The sequence below is a fragment of the Sphingopyxis sp. HIX genome (genome assembly GCF_001468285.1).
Classification (GTDB): Bacteria; Pseudomonadota; Alphaproteobacteria; order Sphingomonadales; family Sphingomonadaceae; genus Sphingopyxis.
The window spans coordinates 1-25,769 of sequence record NZ_LNSB01000033.1 but is presented as its reverse complement, the minus strand read 5'-3'; the positions used below and the strand labels follow the sequence as shown (position 1 = coordinate 25,769).

General features: G+C 67.8%; 21 protein-coding genes. 12 read left to right on the top strand and 9 right to left on the bottom strand.

Annotated features, from left to right (window positions below; translation table 11 throughout):
* Nucleotides 1-29 precede the first annotated feature (29 nt).
* A complete protein-coding gene (locus ATE62_RS15590) occupies nucleotides 30-506 on the top strand; it encodes a glutathione peroxidase (protein ID WP_058809374.1) in 477 nt (158 codons plus the stop codon).
* A 188-nt stretch (nucleotides 507-694) separates the two neighbouring features.
* Here the strand turns inward: ATE62_RS15590 and ATE62_RS15585 are convergent, their stop codons facing one another.
* Entirely contained in the window at nucleotides 695-1,309 is a 615-nt protein-coding gene (locus ATE62_RS15585; RefSeq protein ID WP_058818556.1) for a Yip1 family protein, read from the bottom strand.
* A 139-nt stretch (nucleotides 1,310-1,448) separates the two neighbouring features.
* Here ATE62_RS15585 and dnaE point away from each other — a divergent pair, with 139 nt between their 5' ends.
* Both dnaE and ATE62_RS15575 read left to right on the top strand, forming a co-directional pair.
* On the top strand, nucleotides 1,449-4,940 hold the full coding sequence (gene dnaE / locus ATE62_RS15580; RefSeq protein ID WP_058809372.1) for a DNA polymerase III subunit alpha: 3,492 nt from the start codon (nucleotides 1,449-1,451) through the stop codon (nucleotides 4,938-4,940).
* Nucleotides 4,941-5,000: 60 nt separating this feature from the next.
* Complete coding sequence (locus tag ATE62_RS15575) at nucleotides 5,001-6,605, top strand: long-chain fatty acid--CoA ligase (protein WP_058809371.1); 1,605 nt, start codon at nucleotides 5,001-5,003, stop codon at nucleotides 6,603-6,605.
* Here the strand turns inward: ATE62_RS15575 and ATE62_RS15570 are convergent.
* From ATE62_RS15570 to ATE62_RS15555, 4 genes are all read right to left on the bottom strand, one after another.
* Complete coding sequence (locus ATE62_RS15570) at nucleotides 6,602-7,690, bottom strand: PA0069 family radical SAM protein (RefSeq protein ID WP_197411724.1); 1,089 nt, start codon at nucleotides 7,688-7,690, stop codon at nucleotides 6,602-6,604. The genes ATE62_RS15575 and ATE62_RS15570 overlap by 4 nt on opposite strands.
* 194 nt (nucleotides 7,691-7,884) lie before the next feature.
* Nucleotides 7,885-8,409 carry a molybdenum cofactor biosynthesis protein B gene (moaB, locus tag ATE62_RS15565; RefSeq protein ID WP_058809370.1) on the bottom strand — a complete coding sequence of 175 codons (525 nt, stop codon included), beginning with the start codon at nucleotides 8,407-8,409 and terminating at the stop codon, nucleotides 7,885-7,887.
* Nucleotides 8,399-10,144 (bottom strand): lytic transglycosylase domain-containing protein, encoded by a 1,746-nt coding sequence (locus tag ATE62_RS15560; RefSeq protein ID WP_058809369.1) that lies wholly within the window; start codon nucleotides 10,142-10,144, stop codon nucleotides 8,399-8,401. Before ATE62_RS15560 ends, moaB begins: the two co-directional genes overlap by 11 nt.
* Nucleotides 10,145-10,147: 3 nt before the next feature.
* Nucleotides 10,148-10,930 carry a uracil-DNA glycosylase family protein gene (locus tag ATE62_RS15555; RefSeq protein ID WP_058809368.1) on the bottom strand — a complete coding sequence of 261 codons (783 nt, stop codon included), beginning with the start codon at nucleotides 10,928-10,930 and terminating at the stop codon, nucleotides 10,148-10,150.
* A 118-nt stretch (nucleotides 10,931-11,048) separates the two neighbouring features.
* On the opposite strand from ATE62_RS15555, the gene ATE62_RS15550 reads away from it, so the two are divergent.
* The 8 genes from ATE62_RS15550 (at nucleotide 11,049) to ATE62_RS15515 (ending at nucleotide 21,236) form a co-directional block, all read left to right on the top strand.
* Nucleotides 11,049-12,704, top strand: coding sequence for an electron transfer flavoprotein-ubiquinone oxidoreductase (locus ATE62_RS15550; RefSeq protein ID WP_058809367.1), 1,656 nt, complete (start codon nucleotides 11,049-11,051; stop codon nucleotides 12,702-12,704).
* Nucleotides 12,705-12,732: 28 nt separating this feature from the next.
* Nucleotides 12,733-14,349, top strand: a complete 1,617-nt coding sequence (locus tag ATE62_RS15545; RefSeq protein WP_231736290.1) for a tetratricopeptide repeat protein — start codon at nucleotides 12,733-12,735, stop codon at nucleotides 14,347-14,349.
* On the top strand, nucleotides 14,346-15,194 hold the full coding sequence (locus ATE62_RS15540) for a 4-(cytidine 5'-diphospho)-2-C-methyl-D-erythritol kinase (protein ID WP_058809366.1): 849 nt from the start codon (nucleotides 14,346-14,348) through the stop codon (nucleotides 15,192-15,194). The genes ATE62_RS15545 and ATE62_RS15540 overlap by 4 nt, the downstream gene beginning before the upstream one ends.
* Nucleotides 15,191-15,922, top strand: coding sequence for an N-formylglutamate amidohydrolase (locus tag ATE62_RS15535; RefSeq protein ID WP_058809365.1), 732 nt, complete (start codon nucleotides 15,191-15,193; stop codon nucleotides 15,920-15,922). The genes ATE62_RS15540 and ATE62_RS15535 overlap by 4 nt, the downstream gene beginning before the upstream one ends.
* A gap of 59 nt (nucleotides 15,923-15,981) precedes the next feature.
* Nucleotides 15,982-17,844: a dihydroxy-acid dehydratase gene (gene ilvD, locus ATE62_RS15530; protein ID WP_058809364.1), complete on the top strand. Its 1,863-nt coding sequence runs from the start codon at nucleotides 15,982-15,984 to the stop codon at nucleotides 17,842-17,844.
* On the top strand, nucleotides 17,841-18,230 hold the full coding sequence (locus ATE62_RS15525) for a hypothetical protein (protein ID WP_231736286.1): 390 nt from the start codon (nucleotides 17,841-17,843) through the stop codon (nucleotides 18,228-18,230). The genes ilvD and ATE62_RS15525 overlap by 4 nt, the downstream gene beginning before the upstream one ends.
* 431 nt (nucleotides 18,231-18,661) lie before the next feature.
* Complete coding sequence (locus ATE62_RS15520) at nucleotides 18,662-20,035, top strand: NAD(P)H-hydrate epimerase (protein ID WP_058810620.1); 1,374 nt, start codon at nucleotides 18,662-18,664, stop codon at nucleotides 20,033-20,035.
* 1 nt (nucleotide 20,036) lies between these two features.
* Nucleotides 20,037-21,236 carry a class I SAM-dependent RNA methyltransferase gene (locus tag ATE62_RS15515; RefSeq protein ID WP_058810619.1) on the top strand — a complete coding sequence of 400 codons (1,200 nt, stop codon included), beginning with the start codon at nucleotides 20,037-20,039 and terminating at the stop codon, nucleotides 21,234-21,236.
* A gap of 34 nt (nucleotides 21,237-21,270) precedes the next feature.
* Here ATE62_RS15515 and ATE62_RS15510 read toward each other — a convergent pair whose 3' ends face one another.
* The 3 genes from ATE62_RS15510 to ATE62_RS15500 all read right to left on the bottom strand — a co-directional run bounded on the left by ATE62_RS15510 (nucleotide 21,271) and on the right by ATE62_RS15500 (nucleotide 23,369).
* Nucleotides 21,271-21,705: an MAPEG family protein gene (locus tag ATE62_RS15510; protein ID WP_058810618.1), complete on the bottom strand. Its 435-nt coding sequence runs from the start codon at nucleotides 21,703-21,705 to the stop codon at nucleotides 21,271-21,273.
* 13 nt (nucleotides 21,706-21,718) lie between these two features.
* On the bottom strand, nucleotides 21,719-22,150 hold the full coding sequence (locus ATE62_RS15505) for an MAPEG family protein (RefSeq protein WP_058810617.1): 432 nt from the start codon (nucleotides 22,148-22,150) through the stop codon (nucleotides 21,719-21,721).
* Nucleotides 22,151-22,214: 64 nt separating this feature from the next.
* Nucleotides 22,215-23,369, bottom strand: a complete 1,155-nt coding sequence (locus tag ATE62_RS15500) for a CaiB/BaiF CoA transferase family protein (protein ID WP_231736289.1) — start codon at nucleotides 23,367-23,369, stop codon at nucleotides 22,215-22,217.
* Between the two features lie 174 nt (nucleotides 23,370-23,543).
* Between ATE62_RS15500 and ATE62_RS15495 the strand changes: the two genes are divergently transcribed.
* On the top strand, nucleotides 23,544-24,437 hold the full coding sequence (locus ATE62_RS15495) for a hypothetical protein (protein ID WP_058810616.1): 894 nt from the start codon (nucleotides 23,544-23,546) through the stop codon (nucleotides 24,435-24,437).
* Between the two features lie 7 nt (nucleotides 24,438-24,444).
* On the opposite strand, the gene ATE62_RS15490 is transcribed toward ATE62_RS15495, so the two are convergent.
* Nucleotides 24,445-25,769, bottom strand: a 1,325-nt coding sequence (locus ATE62_RS15490; protein WP_058810615.1) for an MFS transporter, incomplete at its 5' end; no start/stop codon positions are given.

The following is a 25,769-nucleotide window of genomic DNA, read 5'->3' as shown; positions in this document are numbered from 1 at the left end:
GGCGAAGGTGGAAACCAGGGGAGGTCGGAATGGGACTTTATGATCTTTCGGCGAAACTGCCGGGTGGTGCGACGCAGTCGCTGGCCGATTACAAGGGCAAGGTGCTGCTGATCGTCAACACCGCGTCGAAATGCGGCTTCACCCCGCAATATGAGGGGCTGGAGGAGCTGTATCGCGATTACAAGGATCGCGGGCTGGAAATCCTCGCTTTCCCCTGCAACCAGTTCGGCGCGCAGGAGCCCGGCAATGCCGAGGAAATCGCGAATTTCTGTTCGCTGACCTATGACGTGTCCTTCCCGCTGATGGCGAAGATCGACGTCAATGGCGACGATGCCGATCCGATCTTCAAGCATCTGAAGAAAGAAAAGACCGGGCTGCTCGGCAGCGGGATCAAGTGGAATTTCACCAAATTCCTGGTCGACCGCGACGGCAAGACCGTCTCGCGCCACGCGCCGACGACGAAACCCGAGCAATTGCGCAAAGAGATCGAGGAATTGCTGGGGTAGCTCTTCTGCTCTCTCTCCTTCAGGGGAGAGATACGCAGGCCTCGCAGCTTGCTGCCTGGCCGGAGTTGAGAGGGGTTTCCGAGCCTTCGAGGGCCAAGCCCCTCTCCAAGCTTCGCTAGCTCCTGACGGAGCAAGCTGCGCTATCCTCTCCCCTGAAGGGGAGAGGGCTTTGGAGCGCAGCGTCGCCGCTAGCTGATCGTCACCGCCGGCGGCGTCATCATCGGTCCGGTGATCGCGGCGGTGATCAGGCCGATCACGAAATAGGCGGCGATCGCCGCGACGATGAGGATGAGCACGAAGACCACCGCGCGGTCCTGCGGCACCTTCATCACCGGGGTGGCGCCGAGGTAGAGCAGGTAGAGGCCGTAGAGGCTCGCGAGCAGGCCCAGCGCCGCGATGGCGGGGACGATGCCGAAGATCCCGCCGAGATAGCCCGCGGTCCCGGCATAGGCCGCGAGCTTCATCGCCTGCGTGCGGTCCGATGTCCCGCCGAACGACGGCGCGAGCGCGTCGATGATGAAGGTGATCACCCACACCGAGACGAGCGCGAGCAGATAACCGACGATCGCCTGCGTGAGGCCGGCCATCAGGCTGGGCTTGAAGCTGACCCCGAAGAGCTGGATTCCGAACACCTGCATGCCGATGAAGCCGGCGATCGGACCGATGGCGGCGAGGGGAACGACGTAGCGCATGAAAATGCCCTGTGCCGAGTCGGGCTCGGTCGCGACGACCTGCCACTCGCTTTTAGGCTGTAAAATCATTGCTTTGGCTCGTGCGATCAGGCTGGCGGAACCGTTGCTCATGGTCACTTTCCCCTTGCTGCTTCGATGGCGGCGATTGGGGCATGGATTGCGGCCGGATGCAATGAAAAGGCCATTTTCGGGGACACGGCACGCGCGATTGAGCATGGCCGAATCGCCCTTGTCACGATAGCGTCATGCCATGGCCTACAGCCCCTTTGTCCCCCTGCGCGTCTTTTCCAGCTACACCATGCTCGAAGGGGCGATCGACCCCAAGGCGATTGCCAAGGCGGCGCGCGAGCGCGGCTTTCCCGCGGTGGCGATCTGCGACCGCAACGGGCTTTACGGCGCGATGGCGTTCGGCGAGGCGTGCAAGGCGGCGGGGGTGCAGCCGATCGTCGGCATTTACCTGAGCGTCGCGCGGCCGGGGCCGCGGCTGGCGAACGGCGCGCCGCAGATCGACTGGCTGGCGCTCTTTGCGCAGGACGAGACGGGCTACGACAATCTCTGCGCGCTGGTGTCGGCGGCGCATCTCGGGCGGCCGGTCGAGCAGGACCCGCATGTCACTTTGGCGTCGCTCGCGGGCAAGACCGACGGGCTGATCTGCCTGACCGGCGGCGGCGAGGGCGCGCTGACGCGATTGCTCGCGGGCGAGCAGCAATCGGCGGCCGAAGATTATGTCGAGCAGCTCGAAGCGCTGTTCGGCGGGCGGCTCTATATCGAATTGTCGCGGCGCGGCGACGCGGCCGAGAAGGCGGCCGAAAAGGCGCTGCTCGACATGGCCTATGCGCGCGCGCTGCCGATCGTCGCGACCAATCCGGCCAATTTCGTCGAGCCGCAGTTCCACGCCGCGCATGATGCGATGCTGTGCATCGCGCAATCGGCCTATGTCGAGAGCGAGGACCGGCGCGTGTCGAGCCCCGAGGCGTGGCTGAAGCCCGCCGAGGCGATGGAGGATGCGTTCTCCGACCTGCCCGAGGCGATCCGCAACAGCGTCGTGATCGCGCAGCGCTGCGCCTTCATGGCGCCCAAGCGCGCGCCGATCCTGCCGAGCCTTGCGGGCGACCGCGAGGGCGAGGCGGCGCAGCTCGCCGCCGACGCGCGCGCGGGGCTGGAGGCGCGGCTGGCGCTCTATCCTGATCTTCGTGAGGAAGAGCGGAACGCCTATGTCGCGCGGCTCGACTTCGAAGTCGGGGTCATCGTTCAGATGGGCTTCCCCGGTTATTTCCTGATCGTCGCCGACTTCATCAAATGGGCGAAGATGCACGACATCCCGGTCGGGCCGGGGCGCGGGTCGGGCGCGGGCAGCGTCGTCGCCTGGGCGCTGACGATCACCGACCTCGATCCCCTGAAGCTGGGCCTGCTGTTCGAGCGCTTCCTCAACCCCGAGCGCGTGTCGATGCCCGACTTCGACATCGACTTCTGCGAAACGCGGCGCGGCGAAGTGATCCGCTATGTGCAGGAGAAATACGGCCGCGACACCGTCGCGCAGATCATCACCTTTGGGAAGCTGAAGGCGCGCGCGGTGCTGAAGGACACCGGCCGCGTGCTCCAGATGAGCTATGGCCAGGTCGACCGGCTCGCGAAGCTGGTGCCCAACCATCCGACCGACCCCTGGACGCTCGACCGCGCGCTGAACGGCGTCGCCGAGCTGATGACCGAATATAAGCAGGACGACGGGGTGCGCCGCCTGTTCGACATGGCGCGCCAGCTGGAGGGCCTGCCGCGGCACAGCTCGACCCACGCCGCGGGCGTGGTGATCGGCGACCGGCCGCTCGACCAGCTCGTCCCGCTCTATCGCGACCCGCGCTCGGACATGCCCGTGACCCAGTTCGACATGAAATATGTCGAGAGCGCGGGGCTGGTGAAGTTCGACTTCCTTGGTTTGAAGACGCTGTCGGTGCTCAAGGAGGCGCGGCGCTTGCTCGCGCTGCGCGGAATCGACGTCGATCTCGACGCGCTCGCGTGGGATGACCCGGCGGTCTATGAATTGCTCCAGCGCGGTGAGACGGTCGGGGTGTTCCAGCTGGAATCCGAAGGCATGCGGCGCACGCTGTCGGCGGTGAAACCGACCAATTTCGGCGACATCATCGCGCTCGTCGCGCTCTATCGCCCGGGGCCGATGGACAATATCCCGCTGTTCGGCGCGCGCAAGAACGGGCGCGAGCCCATCGCCTATCCGCATTCCCTGCTCGAGGGCATCCTCGCAGAAACATACGGCATCTTCGTCTATCAGGAACAGGTGATGCAGGCGGCGCAGATCCTAGCCGGCTACAGCCTCGGCGGCGCCGACCTCTTGCGCCGCGCGATGGGCAAGAAGGTCCAGGCCGAGATGGACGCGCAGCGCGACACCTTCGTCAAGGGCTGCGGCGAGCATAATGGCATCGACGCCAAGGCGGCGAACGAGCTGTTCGACTTGATCGACAAATTTGCAGGCTATGGCTTCAACAAGAGCCATGCCGCGGCCTATGCTTTACTATCGTACCAGACGGCGTGGCTGAAGGCGCATCATCCGCACGAATTTTTCGCGGCGTCGATGTCGTTCGACAGCCATCAGACCGACAAGCTCTCGATCTTCATCGACGATATGCGCCGCTTGAACGTCGGCATCGCGCCGCCGTCGATCAACGACAGCGAGGCCGATTTTTCGGTCGGCGAGGCCGATGGCGAGCTGGCGGTGCGCTATGCGCTCGGCGCGCTGAAGGGTGTCGGCGAAAAGGCGATGGAGGCGCTGGTCGCCGAGCGCCGCGCGCATGGCGATTTTGCGAGCCTCGACGATTTTGCCGGGCGGATCGATCCGAAGCAGCTCAACCGGCGGCAGATCGAGGCGCTGGCGGGGGCGGGGGCCTTCGATCCGGTCGAGCCCGAGCGGCCGCGCGCCTATGCCGGGGCCGAGGCGTTGCTCGCCTGCGCGAACAGCAGCGCGCACGAGCGTTCGACGGGGCAGGGCGGGCTGTTCGGCGGCGACGTCGACCTCGCGCCCGCGCTGCAATTGCCCGCGGCCGAACCCTGGACGCTGGGCGAACGGATGACGCGCGAGAAGGAGGCGTTCGGCTTCTATTTCTCGGCGCACCCGGTCGAGCAATATGAGGCGATCGTCGCGGCGCGCGGCGCCCGCAGCTATGGCGACATCTGCGCCAATGTCGTGATGACGCCGGGGACGCGCATCCCGATGGTGATGGCGGCGATGGTCGAAAGCGCGCGCCCGCGCGTGTCGCAGCGCGGCAATCGCTTCCTGAACCTGACCTTGTCCGACCGCAGTGGCCAGTTCCAGTCGAGCTGCTTCGACGAGATGGCGGGCAAGGTGCTGGAAACGCTCGCGGGTTATGGCGGCTGCGCGATGCTCAACGTCGAACTCGACCTGCTCGAGGGCGAGGAGACGCCGCGCGTGACGGTGCGCGGGGCGCAGCCGCTCGCCGATATCGCGGCGACCGCGGCGCTGCAGCTCGAATGCCGGATCGAGGCGGCCGACGCGGTGACCGAGCTGGCGCGGCTCGCCGAGCGGCGTGACGATGCGCGCGGCGCGATCATCGTCACCACGCCCGATCCCGACACCGGGCGCGACATCCGGATCAACCTCGGCCGCCGCTTCGCGCTCGACCCCGACCTCGTCGCGCGGCTCGAACTGGTCGCGGGGTTGGTCGAGCCCAAGCTGTCGCTCGCGGCGCCGAAGGATTTCCGCGTGCGCGGATAGCGCTTGCGCCCCCGCCATTCTCGGCCTTATCCAAGGCAAAACCACAAAGAGGATGCCGAAATGGGAATGCAGGGCCAGCCGTTACTCGTCACCAGCCTGATCGACCATGCCGCGCGCGAGCATGGGGGGCGCGAGATCGTGTCGCGCTGGGCCGACGGCAGCATGACGCGGTCGACCTGGGGCGAGGTGGGCCGCGACGCGCGCCGCTTCGCCGCGGCGATGACACGGCTCGGGCTGACCAAGGGCGACCGCATCGCGACGCTGGCGATGAACCACGGCCATCACCTCGTCAGCTGGTACGGCAGCGCCGGCATGGGCGGGGTGCTGCACACGGTGAACCCGCGATTGTTCGACGAGCAGCTGGTCTACATCATCAACCATGCCGCGGACCGGGTGCTGTTCTTCGACGCGATGTTCCTGCCGATCGTCGAGCGGCTGCGCGATCAATTGCCGACGGTCGAGCATTTTATCCTGTTCGATGCGCCCGCGCGGGACGGCTATCTCTCGTACCGCGACCTGATCGACGCCGAGGACGGCAGTTTCGAGTGGGTGGCGCTCGACGAGCGCGATCCGGTGGGGCTCTGCTATACCAGCGGCACGACGGGCAATCCCAAGGGGGTGATCTACGAGCATCGCTCGAACGTCATCCACGCGATCACCGAGATCCAGCCCGACGTGTTCGACATGGCGAACCGCAGCGTCGTGCTGCCGATCGTGCCGATGTTCCACGCCAACAGCTGGGGCATTCCCTTCGCCGCGGCGACGGTGGGGGCGAAGCTGGTCTTTTCGGCGAGCAACGATGCGCAGATCCTCTGCGACCTGATCCACAATGAGGGCGTGACGCACAGCGCGGGCGTGCCGACGGTGTGGATCGCGATGTTCGCGCATATGGATGCGACGGGGATCGGTTACGGCAAGCTGAAGCGTGTGATCATCGGCGGCTCGGCGTGCCCGCGCGCGATGATCGAGCGCTTCATGCGCGACGATATCGAGGTCGCGCACGCCTGGGGCATGACCGAAACCTCGCCGATCGGGACGATGGGCAAGCGCCCGTGGAACTGGGACGCGATGAGCTTCGACGAGAAGGTCGACAATGTCGCCAAGCAGGGCTGCCCGCCCTTCGGGGTCGAGCTGCGCACCGTCGACGACGACGGCGCGCTGCTGCCGCGCGACGGCGAGACGAGCGGGCGGCTGCAGATCCGCGGGCCGTGGATCATCCAGCGCTATTTCCGTGCCGATGAGGATGCGGCCGACGACGACGGCTGGTTCGACACCGGCGACGTCGCGGTGATCCACCCCGACGGGGTCATGCAGATCACCGACCGCGCGAAGGATGTCATCAAGTCGGGCGGCGAATGGATTTCGTCGATCGAGCTCGAAAATGCCGCGGTCGGCGCGCCGGGGGTGCAGGAAGCCGCGGCGGTCGGCGTCTATCATCCGAAGTGGGACGAGCGGCCGATCCTGCTGATCGTGAAGAAGCCCGGCGCCGAGACGAGCGAGGCGGTCATCGTCGATTATTTGAAGGACAAGGTCGCCAAATGGTGGCTGCCCGACGAGGTCGTCTTCGTCGACGAATTGCCGCACACCGCGACGGGCAAGATCCTGAAGCGCCAGATCCGCGACGATTACAAGGATTACAAGCTGAAGTCGCTGGTGGGGGCCTAGAACAGCTCCATCTGCCCATCCCTCTCGGGCGGGCGGAAGAGGTCGCTGCGGATCGGGGGGAAGCTCTTGTCCAGGCCATGCGCGCGCGCGGCGCGTTTGACGCGGGTGCGGATGAGCTGGGCCCAGACGCCGTGGCCCTTCATGCGGGTGAAGAAATTGGGGTCGTTGTCGCGGCCGCCGCGGATGTCCTGGACCATGTGCATGACCTTGTCGGCGCGGTCGGGATAATGCGCCGCGAGCCAGGCGCGGAAGAGCGGGGCGACCTCGTACGGCAGGCGCATCAGGATGTACGAAGCACGAATCGCGCCAGCCTCGGCGGCCGCCGCCATGATCGCCTCGATCTCGTGATCGGTGATCGCGGGGATGATCGGCGAGATATTGACCTGCGTCGGCACGCCCGCGTCGATCAGCGCCCGGATCGCGGCGAGGCGGCGGCGCGGGTGCGGGGCGCGCGGCTCGAGCGTGCGCGCGATGGCGGGGTCGAGGCTGGTGACCGAGACCGCCACGCCGACGAGACCGTCCTTCGCCATCCCCGCGAGCAGGTCGATGTCGCGCAGGATGCGGTCGGACTTGGTGGTGACGATGAGCGGGTGCTTCGTTTCGGCGAGCACCTCGATCACGCCGCGGGTGATGCCCCATTCGCGCTCGATCGGCTGGTAGCCGTCGGTGTTGGTGCCGATCGCGAGCGGTGCGGGCTTGTAGTTGCGCTTCGCGAGTTCGGCGCGGAGCAGCTTCGCCGCGTCGGGCTTGGCGAAGAGCCTGCTCTCGAAATCGAGGCCGGGCGAGAGGTCGTGGAAGGCGTGCGTCGGGCGCGCGAAGCAATAGATGCAGCCATGCTCGCAGCCGCGATAGGGGTTGATCGAGCGATCGAAGCCGATGTCGGGCGAGGCATTGCGCGAGATGATCGTCTTGGGATGCTCGACGGTGACGGTGGTGCGCAGGCGTGGGGCGGCGCCGTCGACGGTTTCGGATTCATCGAGCCAGTCGCCGTCGGCCTCGCGGCCCAGCGAGCCGGTGCGGGTCGGACGAAGATTGGTCGGCGCACCGCGGCCGGCGATGGGGGGTAGGGCTTTGGGCGATTCCACCTTGCAATGGTATCGCCTTGACAGGAACAAAGGAAGAACATTTGTGATCGTTGCTCCCGCGAAGCGGGTATCGGTTCTCTTCTTCGTGCCTTTGCGCCTTTGCGTGAAATCAGAAAATCTCACGCAAAGGCGCAAAGGCACGAAGAAGGAATAAGATGGATTCCCGCATTCGCGGGAATGACGATATTGCAGTTCTACTCGGTCAACCGCGGGATCAGGTCGACGAAGTTGCAGGGCTTGTGCCGAGAATCCAGCTGGGTCGACAAAATGCCGTTCCACGCATCCTTCACCGCGCCGGTCGAGCCGGGGAGCGCGAAGATGTAGGTGCCGCGCGCGACCACGGCGCAGGCGCGCGACTGGATCGTCGAGGTGCCGATCGTCTGGTAGCTCAGCCAGCGGAAGAGTTCGCCGAAGCCCGGAATATCCTTGCCGTCGAGCGCGTGGAGCGCCTCGGGGGTGACGTCGCGGCCGGTGACGCCAGTGCCGCCGGTGGTGATCACGACATCGATTTCGGGATTGTCGATCCAGTTATGGAGGCGCGAGACGATCAGCGACTTTTCGTCGCGGATGATCGCGCGGTCGGCGAGGATATGCCCCGCGCCGGTGAGCAGTTCGACGAGCGTGTCGCCCGAGCGATCGTCGTCGAGGCCGCGGGTGTCCGAAATCGTCAGGACCGCGATATGAACCGGTTTGAAGTCGAGACTTTCGTCAATCGGCATTGGTCAGGCCGGGGGCGTAGCTGAGGCGTACCCGGTCCTTGCTGTCGGGGAAGCGCGGCCATTTGCCCTGCGCGAGCGCGGCGCGGCTGACCGAGGGCTTGCCCTGCTGCGCTTCGTACATCCAGTAGTTGCGCAGCACGATGCCGACATAGCCGCGCGTTTCCCAATAGGGGATCGATTCGATGTAGAGCAGGGGGTCGCCGCCATCGCGGACCTCGGTCTGCCAGCGCGCGATCGGCGCGGGGCCGGCGTTATAGGCCGCAATCACTTTCGGCAGCTGGCCGCCGGTCGAGCCGTCGCGGCTGAGATATTCGAGATAGCGCTGGCCGAAGTCCATGTTGACCGCGGGGGTCTTGAGGTCGCCGGGGCCGCTGGCGTCGCCGTTCCAGCGCGCGAGGTCGCGCGCGGTGCCGGGGCGCACCTGCATCAGCCCCATCGCGCCCGCCCCGCTGACCGCAGCACGCTGAAAGCGCGATTCCTGGAGGGTGTGCGCAAAGACGAGCGCGGGATCGACGCGCCAGCCGCCGTTGGGCTCCCATTTGGGCTGGGGGTAGCGCGTCGAGGCCGCGAGCTTGCGCCCCTGCGGCGTGTTGTGCGCGAGGTAGAGCTGCGTTTCGGGCAGGCTCAGCGCATTGGCGATCGCGATCAACTGCTCGTGCTGGCTGGCGTTGCCGATGCGCGCCTGGTGGCGGAGCGCTTCGCCGGCATATTGCTCCTCGCCGATCTCGGCGAGCGCGATCGCGGCGCGGACATTGGGCTGTTCCTCAAGCGCGCGCCAGGCGCTGCGATCGGGGCGGGCGGTCTGCTGGCGCACGACACCATCGCCGAGCGTCTCGGCGGCGAGCAGGCCGTAAAAGGTTTCCTCGTTGGCGGCGGCGGCGCGGAGGCGCGGCTGGACCGCGGCGGGTTCGCCCGCGGCCATCGCGGCGCGCGAGGCCCAATAATAGGCCGCGGCGCGGAGCTCGCTGTCTGGGGCTTCCCTGGCGACCCGGTCGAAAGCGGTCAGCGCGGTGCGATAATCGCGCAGGCGCCACGCGGCGAGGCCCTGCGTCCACGCGCCCTGGGTGGCCCAGGCGCCGCCGTTCTGCGTACAGGCGAGCGACAGGCGCAGCGCGTTTGTGTCGTCATTCTCGATATAATAGGACCAGGCGACCTTCTGCTGCCATTCGGCGCGCGCTTCGGGGCTGAGCTTGTCGATCACCGCGTTGAGCAAAGCCTCTGCGCCCGCGGGGTCGTCGTTCTTGATTCGCTCGGGGATGCTGCTGGCGAGGCCGTTCGCAAAGGGATCGCTGACGCTGTCGGCGCCGACGCGGCGCGGCGCGCTGCCCGCCCAGCTGAGCCGCGTCTGATAGGGGAGCGCCGGGATGTCGGTCGCGCCGCGCTTCGCCGCGAGGCGGCCGAGCTGTTCGGCCTGCGGCAGGTTCGGCGCGCGCGCGAGGATCGGCATGATGTCGGCGACTTCGGCCTTGGGGCTGTTCGGCGCGACGAGCAGTTCGGCGCGCAGGAAATCATGGAGCGGGCCGTTTTCGGCGCCGTCGAGTAGCGCGCGCGCTTCCGCCCAGCGCTGGCCGCGGATCGCGGCGGCGACCTGGCCGTAGAATTGCTTCTGCTTGGGCGAGAGCACGCCCGGCACGGTCTGCGGCGCGGCGGCCATCGGATCGCCCGCGTCGGCGGCGATCGCCGGGCTGGCGGCGGAAAACAGGAGGGCGGCGGCGAGAGCCGTGATCTTTTTCATCTGTCAACGTCCCCGGTTGAACAGTTTGAGACTATCCCAGGCGGCCGCTTTCTGGGCCGGCCGGGCGAGCAGCATCGCGGGATGCGCGATTGCCACCGCCTCCACCTTGCCGCCATCTTGGTTAATATCGAGTAACCTTCCGCGCGCGTCGGGCAGCGCGATTTTCGCCGCCATGCGCGTGATGTCGCTGCCGATGAGGAGCAGGCGTCCAGGGCGCGCGAGGCGGAGGTGGTGCCAGAGCAGCCGGTCGAGATCGGCTGCCGCCGCCTCGTCGCAGCGCCCGCCGGGCGGGCGGGTGACCGCGAGGCTGGCGAGATAGGTGTCGCCGCGCTTCGTGCCGATCGCAGCGAGCATCGCGTCGAGCAATTTGCCCGCGGGGCCGGTGAAGAGCTGGCCATCGCGCTGGTCGTCGACTTCGGGCCAGGCGGTGAGCAGCATCAGCGGCGCGCCGGGCTCGCCCACGGGCAGAACGCGGCGCGTCTCCCACTGGCTGCTGGGGACGTCGGGGTGCTCGGCGAGCCAGCTTTGGAAGGCGGCCCATTCGGTCGGAATCTCGACCGGGCCTTTCGCGACGGGCGCTTCGATCACTTCCTGCCGCTGGAGTGCGGTGGGCAGCGGAGCGATTTCGGGTTCGGGGGCGGCTAAGCGGGGCTTCGGCGCGGGATCGTTCGCGGGAAGCGCGGCGAGCCAGCCCGCCGGCGTCTCGCCGACCAATGCATCGACGCCCGCCAACGACCACCAGTCGTGATAGCTTTGCGCCAGCAACGCAGAGTTTTGCCCACCCATCGATTTGTTTCAAACAGGCAGTTGACGGACGCGTCAATTGGCGGGCATCGCATTTCGTGACAGAATGAGCGCAGGGCACGATGAATGTCCGCGCAGGGACGGCAGAAAGGTATTTGCGGTGAGCGAACGGGAATCGATGCCCTATGACGTGGTCATCGTCGGTGCGGGCCCGGCGGGACTTTCGGCGGCGATCCGCCTCAAGCAGCTGGCGAACGAAGCGGGCAGCGAATTGTCGGTCTGTATCCTCGAAAAAGGGTCCGAGGTCGGCGCGCATATCCTGTCGGGCGCGGTGATCGATCCCAAGTCGCTCGACGAGCTGATCCCCGACTGGCGCACGGCGGGCTGCCCGCTCGCCGAAGTGCCGGTCAACGATAACCAGCATTGGGTGCTTACCAAGAACAAGAAGTTCGGCCTGCCCGAATTCATCTCGCCCGGCTTCATGCACAATAAGGGCACTTATACGGGTAGCCTCGGCAATCTTTGCCGCTGGCTCGCCGAGCAGGCCGAGGGGCTGGGGGTCGAGATCTTTGCGGGCTTCCCGGCGGCCGAGATCCTGTACAATGAGGACGGCTCGGTGAAGGGCGTCGCGACCGGCGACATGGGCGTTGCGCGCGACGGCAGCCACAAGGGCGATTACCAGCCGGGGCTCGAGCTGCACGCCAAATATACCTTCTTCGGCGAGGGCGTGCGCGGGCATCTGACCAAGATGCTGAAGCCGCAGTTCGCCTTGGACGCCGACTGCGAGCCGCAGGTCTATGGCCTGGGGGTCAAGGAGCTTTGGGACATCGACCGCGAGAACCATGCGCCGGGCCGCGTGATCCACACGCAGGGCTGGCCGCTCGACGAAAATTCGAACGGTGGCGGGTTCCTCTATCACCAGGCGAACGGGCAGGTCGCGCTGGGCTTCGTGACCTGGCTCAATTATCGCAACCCGCACACCTCGCCCTTCCAGGAAATGCAGAAGTGGAAGACGCACCCCGAGATCGCGAAGATCCTGAAGGGCGGCAAGCGCGTGTCCTATGGCGCGCGGGCGATCAGCGACGGCGGTTATCAGTCGGTGCCCAAGCTCGCCTTCCCGGGTGGCGCGCTGATCGGCGACAGCGCCGGCTTCCTCAACGTGCCGCGCATCAAGGGGACGCACACCGCGATGAAGTCGGGCATGATGGCGGCCGAAGCGGCCTTCGCGGCGGTGACGGCGGGGCGCGGCGGCGACACGCTCGCCGCCTATCAGGACGCCTATGACGACAGCTGGGTGAAGAAGGAACTCAGCGTGGTGCGCAACGTGCTGCCACTGGTCGAGAAATGGGGCGATTTTTTCGGCACGATCCTGTCGGGGATCACGATGTGGGCCGAGACGCTGAAGATCAAGATGCCCTTCACGATGAAGCATCATCCCGACAACACCACGCTGTACCGCGCGGACATGATGCCGAAGCCCGATTATCCGAAGCCCGACGGCGTCTTGACCTTCGATCGGCTGTCGTCGGTGTTCCTGTCGAACACCAACCATGAGGAGGACCAGCCGGTCCACCTGCAACTGAAAGATCCGTCGATCCCGGTCGAATATAATCTGCCGATGTACGACGAGCCCGCGCAGCGCTATTGCCCGGCGGGGGTCTATGAGATCGTCGGCCAGGATATCGGCGATCCCAAATTCGTGATCAACGCGCAGAATTGCGTCCACTGCAAGACGTGCGACATCAAGGACCCGACCCAGAATATCAACTGGGTCACCCCCGAAGGCGGCGGAGGCCCCAATTATCCGAACATGTAAGCTGGGCCTGCTCGCGGCGGCGGTGCTGATGCCGCTCGCCGCGCAGGCCGCCGATGGCGGAGACGCGGCGCTCAACGCGCTCGCGAAGGCGCGGCTGGCCGAGGATGCGGGCAACCCGCAGATGGCGCTCGCGGCGCTGACGACGGTCGCGAGCGCGGCGCCCGAACTGCCGGGGCTGCGCGGGCGGATGCTCGAACAGGCGATCGAGGCGGGCGATTTCGCCGCGGCGCGGAGCGCGGCCTTCCTGCTGTGGCAGGCGGGCGACCGGCGCTTCGACGCGCAACTGGTGCTCGTCGCCGATGCGCTGCGGCGGTCGGACTGGAAGGGCGCGCAGGCCTATGTCGCGGGGCGGTCGGACAAGACCGGCGGCGATGCGATCGCGCGGCTGGTGACGCCGCCGCTGAGCAGCTGGATCGCGGTCGGTGCGCGCGAGGCGGCGCCCGAACGGCATCTGCTCGGCGCGGGCGATCGCGGGGCGGCGCAGCCAGCGTTCCAGCTCGAGGCGACGCTGGTCCAGCTCGGCGCCAAGCGCCCCGCCGAGGCGGCGGCGCTCGCCGACAAGGTGATCTTGACCGACCGCACGAGCCAGCTCGTCGCGATGCGCGTCGCCGCCGCGCTGGCGAAGGCGGGCGAGGGCGCGGCGGCCGAGCGGCTGCGCGGGCGGGTCGCGCTCGCGGCGGGCGAACGCGAGGATCCGGTGCTGCTGCTGCCCGACCAGCTCGTCACCGGCCCGCGCGGCGGGGTGGCGCATTGGCTGGGGCTGCTCGCCGACGGCTTTGCACGGACGCCGAACAGCAATCCCAAAGTGCCTTTGCTCTTTGCGCGTGTCGCCTTCTGGCTGGAGCCGAACGACTGGCAGGTGCGCGGGGCGTTGCTCGAGGCGCTGGCGGCGAACGGGCAGACCGACGATGCGCTCGGCACGCTCGCCGAGTTTCGCGACCCGCCGCCGGTGCTCGCGATGCGCTATGCCGAGCTGGTTGCCGACAAGGGCGGCTATCCCGCCGCGGTGAATCTCGCCGAACGCGCGATCGCGCGCGAGCCCAAATCGCGCAGCCTGCTGGTGCGCTACGCCGATGTCGCGCGGCGCGGCGGCGACGCGGCGGCGGCGGAGCGCGCCTATGCGGCGCTCGAAGCCGATCTCGGCGACGACGAGAATGACAAGGCGCTGCGCGGCAGTCTGCTGATTGCGCGCGCCGAACTGCTGCTCAAGGCCGACGACTGGGACGCAGCCCAGCCCTTGCTCGACAAGGCGATCAAGCTGCGACCCAACGATCCCAATATACTGAATTTCGTCGGCTATTCGTCGATCGAGCGGCGCAAGAATGTCGACAAATCGCTCGAACAGATCGAGGCGGCCTGGGCGCAGGACCCGCAGAGCGCGGCGATCACCGATTCGCTGGGCTGGGCCTATTTCCTGACGGGCAAGCCCAGCGAAGCGGTGCCGCTGCTCGAAAAGGCGCAGGCGGGCGATCCGGGCAATGCGGTGATCGTCGAGCATCTGGGCGACGCCTATTGGGCGGCGGGGCGGCATTTCCAGGCGCGCTATACCTGGCGCGCGGCGGCGCTGCTCGCCGAGGCCGATATGGCGACGCGGATCGAGGCGAAACTGCGCGACGGGCTGACGCCGGCGACGACCGCGCCATGACTATGCTCGCCGAGACCGGCTGGGCGAAGATCAACCTTGCGCTGCATGTGCGCGCGCGGCGGGCTGACGGCTATCACGAAATCGAGACTTTGTTCGCTTTCGTCGATCATGGCGACACGATCGAGGCGCGGGTGGCCGCGGTCGATGCGCTGGCGATCGACGGCGAGTTCGCCGAGGGGCTGAGCGCGGGCGCCGACAATCTGGTGCTGCGCGCGGTCGCCCTGCTGCGCGAGCGTTATGGCGCCGACCGCGTGCCGCCGCTGGCGGTCAGGCTCACCAAGCGGCTGCCGGTCGCGGCGGGGATCGGGGGCGGGTCAGCCGACGCCGCAGCGATGGCGCGGCTGGTGCGGACGCATTTCCTGCCCGAGCTGGGCGACGCCGTGCTCGCGCGGATCGTTGCGCCGCTGGGCGCCGATGTCGCCGCCTGCGTCGCGAGCCGGACCTGCCTCGGGGTCGGGGTGGGCGAGGAATTGACCCCGCTGCCCGAATTGCGGCTCGGCGGGACGCCGGTGTTGCTGGTCAACCCGCGCCAGCCCGTCGCCACGGGGCCGGTGTTCGCGGCGTGGGACGGCATCGACCGCGGCCCGCTCTATGGCGATCCGGCCGGGCGCGCGAAATTGCTCGCGGCGCGCAACGATCTGCAGCGCCCTGCGGTCGCACAGTGCCCGGCGATCGCCGATATCCTGCTCGAACTCGGCGCGCTCGGCCCTTGGCTCGCGCGCATGTCGGGGTCGGGGGCGACCTGCTTCGCGCTGTTCGATGCGCTGGCCGAGCGCGACGCGGCGTCGGTGAAGCTCGCCGACGGCCATCCGCACTGGTGGCAGATGGCGGGAACGCTGCGATGAGCGAGGCGTGGACCGCGCTCGGCATGCCGCGCGCGGGCGGGGTGCTGCTGATCGGCGACCATGCGTCGAACCATGTGCCCGCCGACATCGACCTCGGCATCGATCCGGCGCTGCTCAATGAGCATATCGCGATCGACATCGGGGTCTCCGAGGTGGCGGCCTTGCTGGTAGAGGCGGGCGTGGTCGATGCGGCGATCCTCGGCGGGGTGTCGCGGCTGGTGGTCGACTGCAACCGCGACGAGGAGGCACCTGGCGCGGTGCCGATCGCGAGCGACGGCCATGCGATCCCGGGCAATGCGCTGGGTCATGACGGGCGCGAGGCGCGGCTGGCGCGTTTCTTCCGGCCCTATCACCAGCATATCGCGGCGACGGTCGCGGCCCACCGCCCGGCGTTCATCCTGTCGCTGCACAGCTTTACGCCCTCGCTGGCGAGCGATCCCGAACAGGCGCGGCCTTGGCAGGCCGGGGTGCTGTACAATGAGGACGCGCGGCTCGCCGCGCCCGCGATTGCGGCGCTGGCGGAGGAGGGGCTGATCGTAGGCGACCAGCTCCCCTATTCGGGCAAGCTGCTCAACGCGACGATGAACCGCCATGCCGAGGCGAATGCTATTCCCTATGTCGGGATCGAGATGCGGCAGGATCTGGTCGGCGATGCGGCGGGGCGGGCGCTCTTTGCCGAGCGGCTTGCTCGTATGTGCAATAAACTGGCATTGTATATCGCCGGATAGGCGTGTAGAGGCGCGTTTCTTCGCTGAATTTTGAAATATTATTATCAGGATTGCTCAAAATGCCTTCATATCGTTCGCGCACCACCACCCATGGCCGCAACATGGCCGGTGCCCGCGGCCTGTGGCGCGCGACGGGGATGAAGGACGGCGATTTCGGCAAGCCGATCATCGCGGTGGTCAACAGCTTCACGCAGTTCGTGCCGGGTCACGTGCACCTCAAGGACCTGGGCCAGATGGTCGCGCGCGAGATCGAGGCGCATGGCGGGGTCGCCAAGGAATTCAACACCATCGCGGTCGACGACGGCATCGCGATGGGACACGACGGCATGCTCTACAGCCTGCCGAGCCGCGACCTGATCGCCGACAGCGTCGAATATATGGTCAACGCGCATTGCGCCGACGCGATGGTGTGTATCTCTAATTGCGACAAGATCACGCCGGGCATGCTGATGGCCGCGCTGCGCATCAACATCCCCGTGGTGTTCGTGTCGGGCGGGCCGATGGAGGCGGGCAAGGTCGTGATCAAGGGCAAGGAGGTCGCGCTCGACCTGGTCGACGCGATGGTCGCCGCCGCCGACGAGAAGTATAGCGACGAGGAAGTCACCGCGATCGAGCAGGCGGCGTGCCCGACCTGCGGTAGCTGCTCGGGGATGTTCACGGCGAATTCGATGAACTGCCTGACCGAGGCGCTGGGGCTGTCTTTGCCGGGCAATGGATCGACGCTCGCGACGCACGCCGATCGCAAGGGCCTGTTCCTCAACGCCGGGCGGCTCGTGGTCGACATGTGCCGCCGCCATTATGAGGAGGACGACCAGAGCGTGCTCCCGCGCAATATCGCGACCTTCGAGGCGTTCGAAAATGCGATGAGCCTCGACATCGCGATGGGCGGATCGACCAACACGGTGCTGCACCTGCTTGCGGCGGCGTTCGAGGCGGGGGTCGATTTCACGATGGAGGATATCGACCGGCTGTCGCGCCGCGTGCCGTGCCTGTCGAAGGTCGCCCCGGCGAAGAGCGACGTGCATATGGAGGACGTCCACCGCGCGGGCGGGATCATGGCGATCCTCGGCCAGCTCGAGCGTGCGGGGCTGATCCACGCGCATCTGCCGACGGTGCACAGCGCGACCTTGGGCGATGCGCTCAACAAATGGGATATCTCGCGCACCAACGATCCCGAAGTGCAGAAATTCTTCATGGCGGCGCCGGGCGGGGTGCCGACGCAGACCGCGTTCAGCCAGGATCGGCGCTGGGACGAGCTCGACCTCGACCGCGAGGCGGGAGTGATCCGCTCGGCGGACCATGCCTTCAGCCAGGACGGCGGGCTCGCGGTGCTGTCGGGCAATATCGCGCTCGACGGCTGTATCGTGAAGACCGCCGGGGTCGACGAGAGCATCCTCAAATTCTCGGGCCCCGCGAAGGTGTACGAAAGCCAGGACGCGGCGGTCGCGGGCATTTTGACCGGGCAGGTCGAGGCGGGCGACGTCGTCGTCATCCGCTACGAGGGGCCGAAGGGCGGGCCGGGCATGCAGGAAATGCTCTACCCGACGAGCTACCTCAAATCGAAAGGGCTGGGCGCGGCCTGCGCGCTGATCACCGACGGGCGCTTTTCGGGGGGCACCTCGGGGCTGTCGATCGGCCATGTCTCGCCCGAGGCAGCCGAGGGCGGAGCGATCGGGCTGGTCGAGAATGGTGACCTGATCAACATAGATATCCCCTCGCGCACGATCACGCTCGCGGTCGCCGACAGCGTGCTCGCGCAGCGCCGCGCGGCGATGGAGGCGAAAGGCGAGGCGGCGTGGCAGCCCGAGAAGGCGCGCCCGCGCAAGGTTTCGGTAGCACTTCAGGCCTATGCCGCGATGACGACGAGCGCCGCGCGGGGAGCGGTGCGCGACCTGTCGCAGCTGAAGGGGGCCAAGGGTTGAGGATCACCGGACTGGCGGCGCTGCCGCTGCTGCTGCTCGCGGCGTGCAGCGACAAGCCGAACAACGCCGACATCGCCGCCGCCGAGGCGAAGCAGTCGCGCGACGCCGCGAACGACGGACGGATCGAGTGTGCGCTCGAGGGCGCCAAGCTGTTCGACCGCACCTGCACGGTGCAGGAAATGAGCGGCGCCGAAGGGGCGGTGCTGGTCGTCGGGCGGAGCGATGTAGGATATCGGCGGCTCCAGATCACCACCGACGGGCGCGGGGTGATTTCGGCCGACGGCGCCGAGGTCGCGAACGTCTCGATCGTCGGCGAGGGCGTGATCGAGGTGGCGATCGGGAATGATCGCTACCGGCTGCCGGCGGATACGGGCGGGGTGGATTGAGCTGAACCGCTTTTGGGGTGAGAAGCTGCCTTTGCTTATTCCAAAGTTCAGGAAAGTTCAGCCCTGTGCGCCTTCCCGACAGGACCTCGGCAACCGCATTTATCGCCGCGTGAAGAGTCGGGATCGACGTTTGCATAGCCGGATAATGTAGGAAAGGCCTTTTTTGACGGCGGTGGTTTTGGGGTGGGGAGCGGACGTTCTTTAATCCTCCCTGCGGCGCAGCCGTGGGGAGGGGGACCATGCGAAGCATGGTGGAGGGGTCGAAGCCTTAGCGTCGGCTTCAGCCCGCCACCCCTCCACCACTCGCTTCGCGAGCGGTCCCCCTCCCCATCGCTTGCGACAGGGAGGATTAAGAGCGACCGCAACCGCCCGAAACCCGTCAATCGAACCTCCGAGTTCTCACCCGCACCGAAACGCGCTACCACGGTGCGATGTCCGTTCCCGCCGACGCCCCGATCCTGACCACCGCCGCGATGCGTGCGGCCGAGGCAGCTTGCGCGGCATCGGGAACCTCGCTTGCCGAACTGATGGACCGCGCGGGCGCCGCAGTCGCCGATACCGCCTGGCGCATGGCGGCAGGCGGGCCGGTGCTGATCCTGTGCGGGCCGGGGAATAACGGCGGCGACGGCTATGTCGCAGCGCGGCTGCTCGCCGGGCGCGGGGCCGAGGTGCGGGTGGCGGCGCTCGCCGAACCCGCGACCGATCTGGCACGCGCGGCGTGGGCGCGGTGGGAGGGGCCGGTCGAGGCGCTATCCAGCGAGACCGCGGCGGCACCGCTCGTCGTCGATGCCCTGTTCGGCGTCGGACTGACGCGGCCGGTCGGCGACGAGCTCGCGACGATATTGCGGCGCTTTGCCGGGCGACGGGTGCTCGCGGTCGATGTGCCAAGCGGGGTCGATGGCGACGGCGCGCAGGTTTGGGCGCCGCCGCTGCCCGCGGATGTGACCTTGGCGCTGGGGGCGCTCAAGCCGGCGCATGTGCTGCTGCCGGCTGCGGCGCAGTGCGGGCGCGTGTCGCTGGCGCCGATCGGGATCGCGGCGGACCGGGCGATGCGCACCGCGCCGAAATCCGCAGTCGCGGCGCCGGGGGCGACCGCGCACAAGTTCAATCGCGGGATGGTGCTGGTGCGCTCGGGACCGATGCCCGGAGCGGCCCGGCTGACCGCCGCGGCGGCACTGCGCAGTGGAGCGGGCTATGTGGTGCTCAGCGGCGCCGAAAGCGCGCCTCTCGATGCCATCATTGCCGAAGAGGCCGGCCGGTACGGCGAGCGGCTGGGCGATGCGCGCGTGGGTGCGGTGGTCGTGGGGCCGGGCTATCCGGCTGGCGACGATCTGGAGGGCGATGTTGCGGCAGCGCTCGATGCGGGCAAGTCGCTGGTGCTCGATGCCGCCGCGATTGCCGCGGCGCTGCCGCGCCTGCGGACGCTCGGCGGGGCGGTGCCGACGATCCTGACCCCGCACGAAGGGGAATTCGCCAAGGCCTTTCCGGGGCTCGAAGGCAGCAAGATCGACCGCACGAAGGCTGCTGCCGCCGATGCCGGCGCGGTGGTGATCTACAAGGGCGCCGACACCGTCATCGCCGCGCCCGACGGACGCGTTGCGGCGGCCTGGCCGGGCAGCCCCTGGCTCGCCACCGCAGGGACCGGCGACGTCCTCGCGGGGGCGTGCGGGGCGATGCTCGCGCGCGCGGGCGATGCCTTCGAAGCGGCGGTTGCCGCGGTGGGCTGGCATATTGCGCGCGCGCAGGCTATTGGCGCCGGCCTCGTCGCCGACGATCTGGTGGCCGACGACCTGCTGAAAGACTGATGTGAGCGAAACCGCCCTGATCACCCGCATCGCCGCGCGCGGCGACGGCGTCACCGACGACGGCCGCCATGTCGCGGGCGCCGCGCCGGGCGACCGCGTGCGTCCCGATGGCATCCTCATTCCAGGGCCGAACCGCGCCGAACCGCCGTGCCGCCATTTCGGCAAATGCGGCGGGTGCCAGTTGCAGCATGTCGCCGAGGCGGCGCTCGCCGACTATGTCCGCGACCGCGTGATCGGCGGGCTCGAGGGGCAGGGGGTGAACGCCGACGAGGTGCTCCCCGCGCTGCTGTCGCCGCCGCACAGCCGCCGCCGCGCAGCGCTGACGGCGCTGCGCACGGGGCGGCAGGTCGCGATCGGCTTCAATGCGGCGCAGAGCAACCAGATCGTCGACATGCGCATGTGCCCGCTGCTGCTGCCCGAACTGTTCGCGCTGGTCGAGCCGGTGCGCGAATTGCTGGGGCTGATCGCGCCGCAGCGGCGGCCGGTGAAGGTCAAGCTGCAGATGCTCGACCAAGGCGTCGAACTGGTGCTGGAGGGGGTGAAGGCCGAGGGGCTCGACGCCGCGATGGCGCTGCAGGATTTCGCGGGCGCGCACCGGCTCGCGCGCTTCGTCATCGACCAGGGCGACGGGCCCGAGACCCTGTGGCAGCCCGATCCGCCGACGGTGCGTTTCGGCGGCATCGCGGTCGAGGTGCCGGTCTTCGCCTTCCTGCAGCCGACGGTTATCGGACAGGACGCGCTGATCGACGCGGTGACGCGGGCGATCGGCGACGCGGGCGTGGTCGCCGACCTGTTCGCCGGGGTCGGCACCTTCGCATTGTCGGTGCAGGCGGGGCGGAAAGTCTATGCGGCCGAGGGCGCGCGCGATGCGATCGCGGCGCTGATGGGAGCGGCGAACCGCGCGCGGGCGCTGGTCGCGACCGAGCATCGCGACCTGTTCCGGCGGCCGCTGGTCCCGGCCGAGCTGAACCGCTTCGGCGCCGTGATCCTCGATCCGCCGCGCGCGGGAGCCGAGGAGCAGGTCAAGGAACTGGCGGCGGCGAGCGTGCCGGCGATCGCCTATGTCAGCTGCAACCCTGCGAGCTTTGCGCGCGACGCGAAGATATTGGTTGCGGGCGGGTACAGGCTCGACTGGGTGCAGCCGGTCGGGCAGTTCCGCTGGTCGACGCATGTCGAGCTGGCGGGACGGTTTTCGCGCTGAAGCTCCCCTCCCGCAGGTGGGAGGGGATGCCAGATCAATGCAGCACGAACCCCATGAAGGCGTGCACGCACAGCGCCAGCAGCGCGAGGCTCGCCAGCGCGAAGATCGCGAAACGCCACATCACGCGGTTGACCGTCACCTGCACCAGGCTGTGCAGGATGCGCAGCACCACATAGGCCCAGGCAATCTGCGTGTTGAGCCCGCCGCCCATACCGCCGATCGCGAGCGCCAGCGCGACGGCGTAGAAGACCGTCGGCTGCTCCATCAGATGGTTGTAATTATGCGCCTTCCACTGGACCTCGGGCGGCAGCACGTCGTCGAGATTCTTGCCGGTGCCGCCGACCATCTTGGCGGCGTCGATCTTGGCGCGGCTCATCGCGGGGATGCGCGTCGCGTACATCCACACCCACATCACCATCGACCACAGCGCGAGCGTCGCGACCGGCCCCAATATAGCGTTGGTTTCCATATTCTTCTCCCCCTCAACCCAGAGTTGCGATCACCGCGAGCAGCGCCAGCGCCAACAGGCATATCGTCGACAGCCCGAAGATCGCGAAGCGCACCGGGATGCGGTTGACCATCGACTGCCAGAAGCTGTGGATCACGCGCAGCACGACATAGGCCCAGGCGATCCACACGACATAGGCGGGATAGCCGCCGACCGCGTGCAGGATCAGGATCACCGCGTAGAAGAGCGTCGGCTGTTCGAGCAGATGCGTATAATTGTGCGATTTCCAGTTGGTGAGCGGCGGCAATATGCCCTCGAGGTCACCGCCGCGGCCGCCTGGCGGCGCGGCCTTGAGGTCGATCCCCGACTTGGCGAGCGCGCGGAAACGCGTCACCGCGGTCCACACCAGCATCACCAGCGTCCACAGGATCAGCACCGCGCCCGGTGCGAGGATGTTCGGCGTCATATCGCTCCCCCCTTTGTTTGGCCGCGATGCTAGGGATCGCGCGCCGATATGCAATTGCCCAAATTCACCCGCGCCGTGCCGCGAGTTCGGCGCGGATCGCTTCGCCGTCGCCGTCGATCCGCGGCGCGAAGCCGATGTCGCGCACCGGCGCCGCGCCATATTTCACCGGCGGCTGCATCTCGTAAAAGCCGCCGACGTCGGGATGGACGCGGTGGCGGAAGAAGCCCGTTTGGGCGAGGTGCGGGTCCTCGCGGATGTCCTGCAGGTCGCGCACCGACATCGCCGGAATGTCGTTCTGGGCGAACAGCGCGAGCCATTCGGCGGTCGAGCGCGCCGGCGTGCGCTCGGCGATCGCGGTGTAGACGAGCGGCATATGCTGCGCTTTCGCCTTCGCCGCTTCGAATTCCGGCGTCGTGAGCAGTTCGGCGCAGCCGAGCAGCCCGAGCAGCCGCGCGGTCGATTCGGGTGTGTAGGGGACGATCGCGAGATAGCCGTCGCTCGTCGGGAAGGGCTGGCGCGTCGGGTCGAGCTGGCGCGGATAACCCGCGGGGCCGATCGGCGGGTCGAGCGTGTCGTCGCGGAGGTGCTCGACCATCATGAAGCTGGTGAAGCATTCGAACATCGACACTTCGACCGCCTGGCCCTCGCCGGTGCGCAATTTGTGGATCAGCGCCGCGAGGATCGCCTGCGCGCCATATTGGCCCGCCACCTTGTCCGCGATCAGCGAAGGCAAATAGCGCGGGCGCGGGTCGCCGTCGACGCGCGGGAGCAGGCTGGTGGTGCCCGTCGCGGCCTGGATGACGTCGTCATAGGCCTGGAGGTCGGCATAGGGCCCGTCCTGCCCGAAGCCGGTGCCATGGACATAGACGATGTCGGGCTTGATCGCCCGGCAGCCCTCATAATCGAAGCCCAATCGCGCGATCGCCTTGCCGCGGACATTGTGGAAAAAGACGTCGGCGGTCGCGATCAGCTCGCGCAGCACCGCAGCATCGTCGGGTTGCTTCAGGTCGAGCGCGATCGATCTTTTGCCGCGATTGACCGTCAGGTGGACCGACCCCATCGTCGGGTCGGGAATGCCGTTGCCGAGGTAGCGCGAAATGTCGCCGAGCCCCGGCGCCTCGACCTTGATCACCTCGGCGCCGAGATCGGCGAGCATCTGCGTCGCATAGGGGCCGAAGATGACCGTGGTCAGGTCGACGATCCGGATTCCCTTAAGCATGGCCACCGGCATCGTCTCCCTTCGTCATTGTGTTTCGGGCGAATGGTTGCGGAAGAAAACCGAAGAGGCAATGCCCGTTTGCGTGAGGGCGTGTTTTTCGCGCCGTCGGCGCCCGTGCAACCCGGCGCGGTGTTGCGGCGTTTCGGCGACGGGGGTCTGAGAGGAGATCTTCCGATGATCAGGACCAAAAACCTCGCCGCGCTGGGCATGAGCGCCCTGCTGCTTTCCGCCGCGCCGGTGTCGGCGCAGAGCGATACGCAGCCATCGACCGAAAAGCAGAAGGTCCGGGTGGGCGACATATTGGGGTCGCTGTTCGGCGACCGGCTGGGCACCTCGACCTCGATCGAAGGCCAGTGGGCGGTGGGCCGCAAGCCCCTCAACACCAATCGCACGCAATTCCACACGCGGATCGACAGCGACGTCCGCGCGGGCACGCTGACGCAGGCCAATGGCACGCGGATGAAGTCCGAATATGACGAGCTGGTCGCGCTCGAGACGCGCTACGGCGCCGACGGGCGCTTCACCACCGCCGAGCGCACCGAACTCGGCGACAAATATGGCACGCTGACGCAGGCCCTGTCCGAGGGTGGCTATGCCGACACGCGCGAGCCCGACACGCTGGCGGTCGCCGACGGCAAGGCCGAATTCACGCGCCGCGTCGACGCGCAAGTCAGCGCGCGCCGGCTGACGCGCACCGCGGGCACGCGGCTCAAGACCGACTATGCCGCGCTGATCACGGCAGAGGCGACCTATGCGCGCGACGGGATCAGCGCCAGCGAGCGCGACGACCTCGACGCGCGGCTCGATGCGCTCGACGCGCGGGTGGGCGACACCAGTTACGGCAGCAATCCGGTGGTGCTCGACAACAAGACGCGGCTCGCCAATGTCGATAATGCGCTGCGCACCAGCGGACTCAGCACGAGCGCGCAGGCGCAGGTACGTGTCGAGGCGGGCGACCTGACGCGGCTCGACGCCGCCTATGCGCGCGCGACGCCTTCGAGCGACGATCGCGCTTATCTGGAGCGGCGGATCGCCGAGCTGGAGGTGAAGGCGAAGGTGAAGCGCTGACCGGGCATTACGCCGCGGTTTCGGCCGCCGGCTCGCCGCTGCGCGCGGCGTAGATCGCCGAAATCTGGCGATAGGCGCGCGAGCGGAAGGCGAGGATCGTCGCGAGCACGCCGAGCAGGCCGGTCAGCGTGAAGACGATCGCGATGCCGCGCTCGGCGCCGCGGCCGTACCAGCCGCCGATCGCGTCGGCGCCCGCACCGTCGGTCATCAGCGGGACGAAGACGAACTGCGTCAGCGGCGCGATGACGAAGGCGGTGACCGGCGCCGCGGCCTGCTCGACCGCCTGCGCGAAGCCGAAGACGCGGCCCTGCCGCTCGAAGGGTACGACCTTCTGCAGCGTCGTATGCTCGGCGGCCTCGGCATAGGGGCCGAGGAAGAGCCAGATGAAGCAGCCGATCGCCAGCAGCGGGATCGACGACTGGATGGTGAACACCGCGGCGACCGACCAGACGATGAAGTTGACCAGCAGCAAGGTGCGGACCGGATTGGCGCCAAGCCCGGTGCGCGCGATGAGTGCGCCGCTGAGGATGAAGGCGCAGGAGACGAAGGCCCACAGCAGCCCCCATTGCTCGACGGGCATCAGCGACAGGCCATAGGCGTCCATCAGCGCCATGAACACGCCGCCGAGCAGATTGTTGAACGCCGAGAAGAAGATCAGCGCGAACAGCCCCGAAATCCCTGCGACGAGGCGGATCGTGCCCGCGAGATCGACGCGGCGTGGGGTGTCGGTGTCGGTTTCGGGGCGCGGCTCGTCGATATGGACGAAGAGCAGATGGACCGCGGCCGCCAGCGAGAGGATCATCGCGAAGCCCAAGGTCGCGACCATCCCGCCCCAGGCGACGAGGAAACCGCTGATCGCCGAGGTGGTGAGGAAACCGACGCCGGTGACCATGCCGACGAGCCCGTTCGCCCTGTCGCGCCGGTCCTCGGGGATCAGCAGGGTGACGATCGTCGGCAGCGCGATGTTGCGGATATTGCCGGCGATCGCGCCGAGCATCGTCAGCAGCACGAACAGCCAGAGCGCGGGCTGCGCGGTGTCGGCGGTGCGGATCGCGGGGACGAGCATCAGCGCGCCGAGCGCGGCGCCGTAGAGCGCGAGCGAGGCGATGCTCGAGGCGATCATGACTTCGCGCTTGCGATGATGGTCGACGAGGCTGCCGAACCAGATCGCGAGCGACGCGGTGAGCACCAGGAAGATCCCCGCGATCATCCCCGTCGCGAACACCGACCGCGTTTCGAGAAAGATCCAGAAGGTCAGCGCGAACCACACCGTGAAATTGACGATGTTGGCGACGAGGTTGTTGGCGAGGAGGTGGTGGAAGGGGGGCATGG